Source organism: Citricoccus parietis, assembly GCF_042433045.1.
Taxonomy (GTDB): domain Bacteria; phylum Actinomycetota; class Actinomycetes; order Actinomycetales; family Micrococcaceae; genus Citricoccus; species Citricoccus parietis.
Genome location: NZ_JBHLWH010000019.1, coordinates 1 through 12317, shown reverse-complemented (window position 1 = coordinate 12317; position 12317 = coordinate 1). Strand labels below are relative to the sequence as shown.

The window sequence follows — 12317 nt, the reverse complement described above, 5'->3', positions numbered from 1 at the left end:
GTCAGGGCGTCCGGTCCACGGGGACCAGCCGGACCTCCACCAACCGTCCGTCCTGCACCGTAGCGGTCATCAGGGTGCACTCGGGTTGCCGCCGGCGGTCCGTGGGCGAACCCGGATTCAGCAGCCGCAGGCCGGGGTTGGCCGTCGCCTCGCCGGCCACCGAGTCCCAGGGGATGTGGCTGTGGCCGAAGATGAGGACATCGTCCTCCGGGAACGCGGTGGCCATCCGCCGCTCCCGGCCACGGGCCGCCCCGGTCTCATGCGTCATGGCAAACCGGACGCCGCCGATCTCCACCCGCGCGGTCTCCGGCAGACGCCGGCGCAGCTCCTCGCCGTCATTGTTGCCCCACACGCCCACCAGGCGACGAGCCCGGGCCTGGAGCTCATCCAGCACCTCCGGAACCTGCCAGTCTCCAGCATGGAAGACGACGTCGGCCGCCTCCACGGCCTGCCACACCTGCGCGGGCAGGGCGCGCGCCCGGTTGGGGACATGCGTGTCCGCCAGCAGCAGCAGGCGGACCGGGGCGGAGGACATGCCCTGAGACTAGCGGCCTCGACTCCGGATCGACCGGAGCTCCAATTCGAGTTGACATAGGGTAGCTTCTCGGCCTCAGCCCGGACGTCGGGCATACTCGCCGCAACCCTCCCGCCGCAGAAAACATAGACCGTCTTTGGCTGCGGAAGCGCCTACAAGTCGGTGTCCAATCAGGTGTGCACTGGGTCCAGTGCACACCATGTCATCGGACACTTCTGTGGGGCAGGTATACCTGCCTTGACAGGCGCAATCGCCATTGCGACTTTATGCAGCCCAATGGATGTCCATCGACGCTCTCGACCATCACCTGATCACATTGTGGATACTGACGGCCGCCGAAATCGGAACCTAAGGGGTAACCATCTGGTTGACAGGGGGCAACCAGATGGTTACCCTGGTGATTCGGGTCACACGACCCCATTTATCAAGTCTCGCGGACGGCGACCACGCGGCCGCAGTAATCATTTTTTCGAGGACGAAGAAAGTTGTAGGGACTCTTCATGGCGATCGAGGCACGAGCGGTGAAACCCGATATCGGGGAAGTCATCGACAATCTTCCGTTCAGTCGCAAGTACTACATTGCTCTTGCCGCGACGATGCTCGCGTTCATGTTCGATGCATTCGATACACAAATCATGGCGTTGGCGCTGCCCTCCGTTCTTGAGGAATGGAATCTCACGACGCTCGTCGGTGGTCTCATCGGCAGCGCGGCCCTGTGGGGCATGGCGGTCGGAGCACTGACCTTCGGGTTCTTGAGCGACATCTACGGCCGCCGCATCGTCATGATGATCACGGTGTTGGGGATCGGCGTGTTTACGGGGCTGAGCGCACTGTCCACAAGCTTCGAGATGCTCATCGCCTTCCGGTTCATCAGCGGTCTGTTCATGGGCGCGATGATCCCGATCGACCTTGCGTACATCGCCGAGATTGCACCCAAGCGCCGACGCGGTCTACTGATGGCGGCGCTGGGATTGACCTGGCCCATCGGCACGATCCTCGCAGCCCTGTGCGCAGGCGCCCTCATCCCGACGGCCGGTTGGCGTTGGCTGTTCGTGGTCGGCGTCATTCCCGCCTTCATCGCGCTCTACATTCGGCGGCAGGTTCCAGAGTCACCGCGTTGGCTTGCGAAAAAGGGTCGGCACGCCGAGGCCGTCGTTGCAGCACAACGTCTAGGCGCGGAGATTACCTCCGTGGACGACATCGACACGTCAAGTGATTCGGACACCGGTGAGAAGCGCAATGCTCTTAAGAGCTTCAAACTACTCTTCAAACCTCTCTATATGCGGCGGACCGTCGGCGCCTCGCTCGCCTTCTTCCTGTTTCAGGCACTGACCTACGGTTGGAGCGTATGGGTGCCATCCATTCTCGTCATGGTGCTCGGCTACCCCCTCCAGAGCGCAATTGGGGCCGTCATCCTGATCTACGCGGTCTCCATTGGTGGTCGACTCTTCTTCACCCTCACCGCAGATAAGCTCCCGCGCCGTTTGGCGTTCATCCTCGCGTACGCGCTAATGGCGATAGCCGCGCTGACAATGTCGTCACTGCTCGGGCTGGGACCGGAATTCGGTTGGATCTTTCTCCTCGTCATGATGGTTTACCAGTTCGCTCTCGACACGAACCCCTTGCAGGTCTGGGTTTCAGAGCTCTTCCCGACCGAGGTCCGCGGACTCGCATCATCGTTCGCTTCGACCGTCGGCCGAATTGGAGCAGCAACCGCACCGATCATCTTCGGCGCACTGATGGGGGCTGGTCTGACCAACTGGGTGTTCTACGTGATCGCCGCAATGTGCATCCTCAGCATTCTCGTCGCAGTCTTCGTGATGAAGACGGAAACGTCCGGCCGGTCGTTGGCCGACGTCGGTTCGGTGTAGGCGATTTGCTCATCATGGCTACGAAAGGATCTCACAATGGGTGACCAGCACACCGTGGAAACCGCCACTGGAACGATCTCTGTTGACGAGCTCGGGGCGACGTCGATGCACGAGCACGTCTTCACTCTCAACGCCGAATTGCGGATCAACTACCCCTGGGACGAAGAGGAGATGGTCGCGTCAGCGGTCGAGCAGCTCGCCGAATTCAAGGAGCGGGGCATATCGACGATCGTCGACCTGACCGTTTACGGTCTGGGCCGGGACCTGCCGCGCGTCGCGCGAATCTCACGTGAATCTGGGATGCAGATTGTCGTTGCAACGGGGGTCTACACGTTCCGCGACCTGCCGACCTTCTTCCGCCTCAACGAGATGAGCCGCCCTGGGTTCATCGCCGACTTCTTTGTCCGCGAGGTAGAAGAAGGAGTCGGCGGGACCGGTATCCGGCCAGCGATCTTCAAATGCGCGACCGACACTTATGGAATCACCGAGGATGTCGAGACCGTGATCAGGTCGGTGGCACGTGCCCACCGACGAACGGGGGTTCCGATCTCGACGCATGCACACGCGGCCTCACAGCAGGGTCTTGCCCAACAGCGGATCCTGGAGGAAGAAGGGGTCGACCTCAGTCGAGTGGTCATCGGCCATGTAGGTGACATCGCCGATCTGGAGTACGCCGAACAGGTACTCGCACGAGGCTCTTTCATTGGGCTCGACCGATTCGGCATCAGCATCAACGGCATGCATGCGGAGGAGGCCACGCCGACAGATGAGCGAATCGCCATCGCCGTCGAGCTGTGCCGGCGAGGCTACGCATCGCAGATGGTCATGGGGCATGACACCAACGTGGAATCAGACAGCATCACGCGCGAGCAGCGTGCCGTCATGCCAGGTCTAAAGGACTGGCGATTCACATACATCACCGACGAGGTGGTCCCCGCGATGCGGGCGCAGGGAGTGTCGCAGGCCGACATCGATCAGATCCTCATCGAGAATCCGCGCAGAATCTTCGCCCACGGCGGAGCGTACTAACCACGCGGCTTCAACGGTTGCGAGAAAGCAGAGAAGGAACCATGTCCGATCACGGTGAGAACCGCACTAATAACCCCAAGACTGTCCTCGATGGAATTCGGGTGATCGAGCTCGCGGATGTGACTGCGGAGTATGTCGGTCTTGAGCTCGCCGGACTCGGTGCTGAGGTCATCAAGATCGAGCCGCCGACCGGCGCACAGTCGAGGGCGATCGGGCCCTTCGTGGGTGACGTTCCTGATGCGGAACGATCCCTGCACTTCTGGCACTACAACCGGGGCAAGAAGTCGGTGACGTTGGACCTGTCGACCCGTGAGGGGCAGGCGGATCTCCTGCGCCTTATCGGCACGGCGGATGTTCTGCTCCAGTCGATCTCGGGGGACCACCCTGACCCGATCGGACTCTCGCAGGATGAGATTCGTGAGCGGTTCCCCGCGCTCGTGCATGCCCGGATGACTCCGTTCGGTGATGACGGGCCATGGTCGGATTTCGTGGGATCCGATTTGGTGCACCTCGCGCTGGGGGGTGTCGCGATGTGTTGCGGCTATGACCCGGCCCCGGCGGCCGGCTATGACCTTCCGCCTATCGCTCCCCAACTCTGGCAGGCGTACCACATTGCCGGAGAACAGCTTCTCTACGGCGTCCAGGTGGCACTGTTCCACCGTGCGCGTACCGGTGAGGGGCAGACCGTGGGGTGCGCCATCCACGAAGCAGTCTCGAAGAACACTGAGATCGACGTCATGGAGTGGGCGATGCGTCGGGTCGAGATCCACCGCCAGACCTGTCGGCACGCTGCGGCGAATTCGGACTACGCGAAAACCATCGCGCAGACGAAAGACGGTCGGTGGATCATGGCGTTCTCGATGATGGAGAAAGACGCCGACCGCACGATGGCCTTGGCACAGTCATACGGCATCTCCGTACCCGGCTTCGACCCGAGCGAGGAGAATCAGGCGACGGGCAACGGGCGAAACATTCCCGGCTCGGCCCCACTGTCTCCCAAGGTACTTGAGGCACAGCACTCGGCGAAGCGACTGATAGAGTCATTCACGTATGACGCCGTGCCATGGCGTGAGGCTCAGGCGGCTGGGCTCATGTGGGTACCGCTGCGCAAGCCGCACGAGAACGCGGAGGACGAGCACTGGCTCGCCCGCGGGACGTTCGACCATGTCGAGCATGAGGATCTCGGCGAGAGCTACCTCTACCCCGTCTCCAAGTGGCGCTCCTCTGAGACGTCGTGGAAGACTGGGATACGCGCTCCGCATGTGGGTGAGCACACGGCCGAGGTTCTCAATACCGAGGTTGCGAGTCATCCAGTTTCGGTGAGTGCGAGCCCTCGTCTGCTCGATTCTCCTCATGGCAAGCCGTTTCCGCTCAGCAATGTCCGCATCCTTGACTTCGGTTGGTTCCTTGCCTCCGCCGGGGGCACGCGCATACTCAGCGGGTTCGGTGCCGAGACGATCAAGGTCGAGTGGCATGCCCATCCCGATACCCGGCTTGGGGCCATGGCTCCGGTCGGGGGTCGTGCCGCCCGCGATGTGGCGTCCGGTCCGCTTCCTCCCGTGACGGACCCGGACATGGGAGGGCAGTTCAACAACAAGAACCCCGGCAAGCTCGGGCTTTCGCTGAACGTCACCCAGCCCAAGGGACTCGAGATCGCACGCGAGCTCGTTCGCGTCTCAGATGTCGTGACTGAGGGATTCTCCCCGGGGGTGCTGAACAAGTGGGGTCTCGGGTACGAGGCGCTTCGCGAACTCAACGACCAGATCGTCTACGTTCAGCAGTCCGGCATGGGCAGCCAGGGAACCTACGGGCGATTCCGCACGGTGGGCCCGGTCGCGGGATCCTTCTCGGGCCTGTCGGAGATGAGCGGGCTCGGCGCCCCGTTCGCGCCGGCCGGCTGGGGCTATTCCTACCTCGACTGGATCGGCGCCTACGGCTTCGCGCAGGCGGTACTGAGTGGTCTGTACTATCGCGAGGTCACTGGACAGGGCCAGCACATCGATTCGTCACAGGTCGAGTCCGGCATCGGACTTATCGGGCCGACACTGCTTGATTGGCAGGTCAACGGACGCGAGTTCGCTCGATCGGGAAACCGGTCCCCCTACACCAGCGCCAGCCCCCACGGAATCTACCCCAGCCGCGGCGAGGATCGATGGATCGCAATCGCCGTATTCACGGACGACGAGTGGCAGCGACTCGCGCATGCCGCCGGGCATGAGGAGTGGATCGCCGATCCGCGCTTCCGAGATGTGGCCGCTCGAAACGCTCATCGCGCCGAAGTCGACTCGCTCGTGTCGGAGTGGACCGCGCTGTGGGACGGCCATGAACTGATGGAGCGGCTTCAGGCGGTGGGTGTTCGTGCCGGTGCGGCGCAGACGGCGGCCGATCGATACGATCGGGATCCGCAACTGGCCCACCTCGAATGGCTCACGGAAGTCGAGGGCACGAAGATCGGCCGCTGGCCGGTGTATGAGCTACCCGTTGATCTGAGCGCCACACCCTCGCACGCCGGGGGACGAGCGCAGCGCGGCGCACCCAACTACGGCGAGGACAACGAGTACGTGCTTGGTGACCTGCTGGGCATGTCGTCCAAGGAGATCGGCCGGTTGCGGTCGGAAGGAGTCATCTGATGGGAATCTCACCGGATACCCTCGCGGTTGTAGGCATTGGCCGTACAGCGCAGGGTGAACACCCCGGACGCACGGCGTCGAGCCTCGCCGTTGAGGCGCTGGGAGAAGCGCTCTCCGATGCTGGCATCCCAAAGGACCGCCTCGACGGACTCATCACCTGCAAGCAGATGGCAGGTGATGGAAACGACGAGCTTGTCGCGACCACCGCGGGCATCCACCCGAAGTACTCCACGACGCTGGACTACGGAACCTGCAACTTCTCGCTTCACCAAGCCCAGATGGTGTTGCGATCGGGGATGGCTTCGACGATCGCCCTCACGTACGGAACCAACCAGAGAACGGACCGGTTTCCCTTTGCGGGAGGCAGGGCACCCGGTGCCGGTTCCTTCAGCACGCCCTATGGATTCGCACACATCGCGGGGCAAGCGGGCATGGCATTGCAGCGTTGGCGGCACCTCTATGGCACGACAGAAGAAGAGTTCGCGCATATCGCGTTGTCACAACGCGAATGGGCGCAGCTGAATCCAATCTCCCTGTTCAAACAACCGTTGACCATGGATGACTATCTCGCCCAGCCGTACCTGGTCGATCCTCTCCGGCGCGCAGACATCACGATGATCTCCGACGGGGGCGTGTCGCTGATCGTGACGACCGCGGATCGCGCATCCGAATACACCGACCGCCCTATTTATCTGTCCGGCATGGCGCAGGTGGGAGCGACCGGTTCGACCTACACCCAGGACGACACCGTGCTACGTGGGTGGCTGCGCGACGTGGGCGACCGGGTGTTCGAGAGCGCCGACATGGACCGATCCGATATCGATGCCGTGTATATCCAGGATCCGACCGCGGTCTGGCCCTTGCAGATGCTGGCCCACCTGGGGTTTCAATCCCCGGAGGATGTAGGGCCATGGCTCGCGGAGCGTCACACCTACCCCGGCGGCAGCCTTCCGGTGAACACCAACGGAGGCCAGCTCTCGGAAGCCTATATGTGGGGGTGGCTTCACATTTTCGAAGGCGTTCAGCAGCTGCGTGGCGCCGCCGACCAGCGACAGATCAAAGATGCACGAGCAGTGATCTACGCGTCGACCTTCGCGTTCGTCAAGGCAGCGGCATCCATTTTGGTGAGAGGTGACTCATGAGTACAGACGTAGGGGCGGTACTGCCCAACCTTGAAGACCCACAGGCAGCACCATTCTGGAAAGCTGCCAGGCACGGTCAGCTGACGATGCAGCGTTGCTTGGTCTGCAATGACCTGCGGTGGACTCCTCAGGACACCTGCCCCTCGTGCCTCTCTCGCGATTATGAGTGGGAAGTGCTCTCAGGCAAGGGAAAAATCTATAGCTACTGCATCTACTATCGTGTGCTGAATCCCGCGTTCACGGACGTTCCATACACCGTCGTCATGGTTGAGCTTGATGAGGGTCCGGTCATCATCGGACGGTTGCTCAACGAGCCCGCCGAGGCCGCGATTGACGAACGAGTAGTGTGTGCATTCACCGCCATTTCGGACGAGGCGGCGCTGGTGAACTTCACACTGGATAAGTGAAGCGATCGGTGCGCAATATTCACGCACCGATTTTCTCTGCGCTAGTTCAGGCCGTCTCCGACGATCTGCCTGACGAAAGCAAACCAGTCGCGCAGGTCGTCATCGGAGATGTCCTCCTTGTCGAGGATCAGTTTAAACGTTCTCGGCATCGTGATGGGGAAGATGCTCGCTGCCATGAGTACGGCGTTGAGACGCTCGGGCGAGTATCTGGAGGAGATCTCGCCCCTGGTCTGGTCGCTTCGGATCCACTCGTTGCGTGAGCGGAAGTTGGCCCGTCGAAGCTCCTCGGTCTGATGTGTCTCGGAAGCATTGGTCATGCCCTCCCATCCGAGGATTCGTGCCCACAAGGGAAACTGCGAACTACTATCAAGCCCCGACTCGCGCGTACTGAGAAAGTCGAGGTAGGCGAGACCTGAGGCCCTCTCCTGGGCAAGCAATGCTCGCGATGTGCGGGTCATCTCGACGAGTACTGCCTCGTAGAGTTCCTGCTTTCCGCCGAAGTATCGGTAGATGAGTTGTTTGTTCGCGGACGCGTCGGCCGCAATTCGATTGATGCGGGCACCCGCATATCCATAGGCCGCGAATTCGTGAGTCGCGGCATCGATAATTCGCCGCTTTGTTGCCGCTGACTGAGACTCGTCCGTCTGCGACAGCGGTTCTTCAATCATCCAACGATCATAGCAATCGGATATCTACAGTGTCGGAGCCTTCGGCGCGGGGTGGAGATTCAATGGGTTAATTTGCTGAATATTCGCTCCGTTGGGGACCATCAGTCGTGTGATCGGGGGCCATTGCACTGACCGGCCGGTAGTGGGCTCGGGAGCCGGCAGTGGCGTGCTTGGGGGCCACCGTGCTTAGGCTCCTTCCGCCGCGTGTATAGGGCACGCGACGGAAGGAGACCATCAATGGTACGAAAGATCAGGGCCAAGCTCGTGCTGCAGCTGCGCGCCGAGGGCTTGTCCGGACGGGCTATCTCGACATCGCAGGGCATGTCCCGCAAATCCGTCACGGCGGTGCTGGAGGCCGCTGATGCGGCCGGGATCGGCTGGGACGAGGTCAAGGACCGCACGGACGGCGAGGTGTACGGGTTGTTGTTCCCGGGCCGCGGTGAGCACCAGAGCGTGTTCGCCCAGCCCGACTGGGATCGGGTCCACCAGGAGATGGCCCGGGTCGGGGTGACGCTGAAGCTGTTGCACGGCGAGTACGCCGACGAATGCATTGCCACGAATGCGCCTGCGATGGGCTACGACCGGTTCTGTCGGACCTACCAGCGCCACGTGCTGGTCACCGGCGCGACCTCCAGGGTCGGACACAAGGCCGGGCAGACAGTCGAGGTCGACTGGTCCGGACCGACGATGCGCCTGCACGACCCGGCCACCGGCAAGACCACGACGGTCTACCTGTTCGTGGGGTGCCTGCCGTTCAGCCGGTACTCCTTCGTGGAGCCGACCCTGGACATGAAGCAGGACACCTGGCTGCGGGCCCATGTAGCGATGTTCGAGGCATTCTCCGGTTCGGTGCCTCGGATCGTTTCGGACAATCTGAAGACCGGGGTGATCAAGCACCCGGCCGAGGGCGAGATCGTCCTCAATGATGCCTACCGGGAGATGGCCGCCCATTACTCGGCGGCGGTGTTGCCAGGCAGAATACGGGCTGCGAAAGATAAGGCCAGCGTGGAGAACACGGTCTGGCATGTGGCGATGCGCGTCATCGCCGACCTGAGGGACCAGCGGTTCGCCTCGCTGGGCGAGCTGAAGGCGGCGATCACCGATCGGGTGGCGGCCTACAACCAGGAGTCGTTCCAGAAGCGGCCCGGCTCCCGTGCCAGCGTGTTCGCCGACGAGGAGCAGCCCCTGCTGACACCCCTGCCGCAGGTGACCTACGAGATCAGCCGGTGGGTCTACGGCCGCAGGGTGGCCCGCAACGGACACGTGGTCTTCGAACGGAACCACTACTCCGTGCCGTTCGCACATATCGCCACCAAGGTCGACCTGCGGATCACCGACCGGATGCTGGAGGTATACCGGGGCACCGAGTGGCTGTCCAGTCATCTGCTGCTGCCCGAGGGCTCGGCCAACGGGTACCGCACCAACGACGCCGATCTGCCGGCCGGAGAGCGGTACCGGCCCTGGGATGCTGCCAGGGTGCGGGAATGAGCCGAGCGGATCGGTCCCTCTGCCCTGGTGGTGGTGAACCGGGTCTTCGAGTCCGTTCCCGTGGACGAGCAGGGCCTGGACGCCGCCCTGGCCGTACTGCGCCTCTCCCGCCGTTACTCCGCTGAGCGGGTGGAGGCGGCCTGCCGGATCGCTTTGGCCGGCCCGGTGCGTTCTCCGCGCTATGCGCACCTGAAGCCGATCCTGGCCACCGGCCAGGATCAGGCCGGCCGACTCAGGCCGCCACGGGCCGAACCCGTCGAACTCGGCGGGTACGTTCGCGGGGCCGATTACTACGCGGGAGGGGCAAAGTGAGCGGGATTGACATCGAGACCAAGCGCAAGCTGCGCGAGATGGGAGCCGCGCCGCTACTGGAGGCGATCGAGGCCCAAGAGGATCACCTGGTGCTCGGGATGGGCTTCAATGAACGCCTGCAGTTGGTGGTGGACGAGGCGCACTCCACGTTCAACCACGCCAAGGTCGAGGGGCTGATCCGCCGGGCTGGGCTGCGCTACCCGGCGGCGGACCTGCGTCGGTTGGACCGGGTCGAGGAACGCGGGCTGGACCGGAACGTGATCGCCCAGCTCGGGACGTGCTCATTCATCGCCCGCCAGCAGAACGTGGTGTTCCAGGGCTTCACCGGCTCCGGGAAGTCCTATCTGGGGTGCGCTCTGGCCAAGCAGGCCTGCCAGCACCGGATCCGGGCGCACTACATTCGGATGCCCGACCTCGAGGAGGCTTGGGCCCTGGCCAGGGACAAGCCCCAGGGGACCACGAAGTTCCTGAAGAAGTACGCGGCCTTCACGCTGCTGGTGATCGACGAGTGGTTGCTGGACCACCCCGACGAGTCGATGCGGAGCATGCTGCTGGAGTTACTTGAACGCCGGTACGACGCCGCCTCGACGGTGTTCTGCACGCAGTACGCCAAGAAGGACTGGCACCAGCGCCTCGGCTCCGGAGTCCACGCCGATGCCATCATGGACCGCATCGTGCACAACACCCTCTGGGTGGACACCGGCAACCACAACATGCGTGAACACGCCATCGTGAATCAGTGAGGAAACAGTCGGTGGGAGCCGGTGGCCCCCAAGCCTGCGGCCGCTGGCCCCCACCGGCAATATCGCTGGCCCCCAAAGGCAATATCGCGTGGCCTCCAAGCCTTCAATTACTCATTTGCATCTCAACCCATGTGGAGGGAATGCCCCCATTGGCCTCCGAAAACTCCGAATGGCAGTTACTCGCAGTTGATGCCGTCGCTGTCACCGTCCCGGTACCAGCGGTATTCGGGGTCGGTTCCGGCGACGTAGGGCCCGTAGCCGGCGGCCTTGGCCTTCTTGCAGCTGCTGAACTGCGGATCCGTCCCCGCCTGCGCGGGAGCAAGCACTTGTGACGGCGGCGCCTGGGTCTTTCTCGGCTAGCGGTGGGGGGCTGGGTGGAGCGTGGGGTGATCTCGTACGCGCGTGAGGCCTCGCCGGCCAGGTCGCGGGACAGGATGTCGTTGCGGGTGTCGCAGCCGTTGCGGTCGGTGTCGGCCCAGGCCTGGCCGAACTCCTCCCGCTCGTATCCGGTCTTCGGGGCCCGACCCTTGACCGGCAATGCCTCCAGCGCGGCCAGTGCGGTTCCCGCCGCCGCTGCCTCGGTGTCTTGGCCTCGGGCCGGGGTCGGGGTCGGCGCCGGCTCAGCTCGGCCAAGGAGGCGAAGTCCGGTACCGGGACCAGGTGACGACGGCGGAACCAGCCGACCTCACCCTCGACCCCGCCCTTCTCGTGGGCCCCGTCGATCCCCGGGATACAGAAGAAGCTGTCGAACCCGTAATGCGACCGCAGTGCGATGAACCGCGGGTTCTCCTCCCGCTCCCGGCCCAGCGCGCACCGGATCACCGCTGGGTCAGGTTGTCATACCGGATCATCCCGGTCGGCACCCCGCCCAGCCGCTCGAAGGCCTGAATGTGCCCATCGAGGAAGGACTCCTGGGCCTGATTGGCGTAGGCGATGTGCACGGCCTTGCCCGAGTGCGACAGGCGCAGGATGAACATCCACAGCATCACCATCACCCCGGCGATCTTCGCCTGAAACTCGCCGAAGTCGACTTCGGCCTCGGCGGCCGGGACATGGGTCTGCGGGACCTTCACCTGCACGGACTAGTCCCCGATCTGACGGCGCAGAGCGACCAACGCCCGCACGCTCGGCTCGGCCACCTCAGCGCCTTCCTCCTCGACCAGTCGCTGCCACACCCGCCGTGCCGTATGGCGTTGCTTGCGCGGGGCGTCCTGGTCTGCGACCAGCCAGCCCCGCACCGTCTCCGCGTACGGGCCCTGCACCGGGGCGGCCCTCACGGGGGCCTTGCGCGGCGGCGGCATCGCATCAGCCAATGCCTGGCGCACCGTGCACCGATGCACCTTGTACTTCTCCGCCAAGGCCCGGATCGACATGTCTTCATCCCGCCGGACTCGTCGGATACGTTCGAATAGCTCCACTCTCGACAAGTAGTGCCCCATAGAGTGGTGTAACGCACAGGTGGCAAGGCACGTCGTTCCAGACGTGGACGCGG

At 63.5% G+C, this 12317-nt stretch carries 11 protein-coding genes and 1 pseudogene; 7 read left to right on the top strand and 5 right to left on the bottom strand.

The annotated features are described in order from the left end of the window. Position 1: 1 nt before the first annotated feature. Positions 2-535: a metallophosphoesterase family protein gene (locus ACFFIO_RS06425; protein WP_378040765.1), complete on the bottom strand. Its 534-nt coding sequence runs from the start codon at positions 533-535 to the stop codon at positions 2-4. Positions 536-1035: 500 nt separating this feature from the next. On the opposite strand from ACFFIO_RS06425, the gene ACFFIO_RS06420 reads away from it, so the two are divergent. The 5 genes from ACFFIO_RS06420 to ACFFIO_RS06400 are packed head-to-tail and all read left to right on the top strand — an operon-like array spanning position 1036 to position 7614. Then, a complete protein-coding gene (locus ACFFIO_RS06420; protein ID WP_378040764.1) occupies positions 1036-2406 on the top strand; it encodes an MFS transporter in 1371 nt (456 codons plus the stop codon). A 36-nt stretch (positions 2407-2442) separates the two neighbouring features. Next, positions 2443-3435 carry a phosphotriesterase family protein gene (locus ACFFIO_RS06415; RefSeq protein ID WP_378040763.1) on the top strand — a complete coding sequence of 331 codons (993 nt, stop codon included), beginning with the start codon at positions 2443-2445 and terminating at the stop codon, positions 3433-3435. Positions 3436-3476: 41 nt separating this feature from the next. Further along, a complete protein-coding gene (locus ACFFIO_RS06410; protein ID WP_378040762.1) occupies positions 3477-6065 on the top strand; it encodes a CaiB/BaiF CoA-transferase family protein in 2589 nt (862 codons plus the stop codon). Then, positions 6065-7207, top strand: coding sequence for a thiolase family protein (locus ACFFIO_RS06405; protein WP_378040761.1), 1143 nt, complete (start codon positions 6065-6067; stop codon positions 7205-7207). Before ACFFIO_RS06410 ends, ACFFIO_RS06405 begins: the two co-directional genes overlap by 1 nt. Then, a complete protein-coding gene (locus tag ACFFIO_RS06400; RefSeq protein ID WP_378040760.1) occupies positions 7204-7614 on the top strand; it encodes a Zn-ribbon domain-containing OB-fold protein in 411 nt (136 codons plus the stop codon). The genes ACFFIO_RS06405 and ACFFIO_RS06400 overlap by 4 nt, the downstream gene beginning before the upstream one ends. Before the next feature lie 41 nt (positions 7615-7655). Here the strand turns inward: ACFFIO_RS06400 and ACFFIO_RS06395 are convergent, their stop codons facing one another. Continuing rightward, on the bottom strand, positions 7656-8282 hold the full coding sequence (locus ACFFIO_RS06395; RefSeq protein WP_378040759.1) for a TetR/AcrR family transcriptional regulator: 627 nt from the start codon (positions 8280-8282) through the stop codon (positions 7656-7658). Between the two features lie 237 nt (positions 8283-8519). Here ACFFIO_RS06395 and istA point away from each other — a divergent pair. Continuing rightward, positions 8520-10082: pseudogene (gene istA / locus ACFFIO_RS06390) on the top strand (IS21 family transposase). Continuing rightward, complete coding sequence (locus ACFFIO_RS06385) at positions 10079-10825, top strand: ATP-binding protein (RefSeq protein WP_378040758.1); 747 nt, start codon at positions 10079-10081, stop codon at positions 10823-10825. Before istA ends, ACFFIO_RS06385 begins: the two are co-directional and overlap by 4 nt. 176 nt (positions 10826-11001) lie before the next feature. Here ACFFIO_RS06385 and ACFFIO_RS06380 read toward each other — a convergent pair whose 3' ends face one another. The 3 genes from ACFFIO_RS06380 to ACFFIO_RS06370 form a co-directional block, all read right to left on the bottom strand. After that, a complete protein-coding gene (locus tag ACFFIO_RS06380) occupies positions 11002-11151 on the bottom strand; it encodes an excalibur calcium-binding domain-containing protein (RefSeq protein ID WP_378040757.1) in 150 nt (49 codons plus the stop codon). 492 nt (positions 11152-11643) lie between these two features. Next, a complete protein-coding gene (locus tag ACFFIO_RS06375; RefSeq protein ID WP_378040756.1) occupies positions 11644-11904 on the bottom strand; it encodes a hypothetical protein in 261 nt (86 codons plus the stop codon). A 3-nt stretch (positions 11905-11907) separates the two neighbouring features. Beyond that, positions 11908-12198, bottom strand: coding sequence for a hypothetical protein (locus ACFFIO_RS06370; RefSeq protein WP_378040755.1), 291 nt, complete (start codon positions 12196-12198; stop codon positions 11908-11910). Positions 12199-12317: the final 119 nt, after the last annotated feature.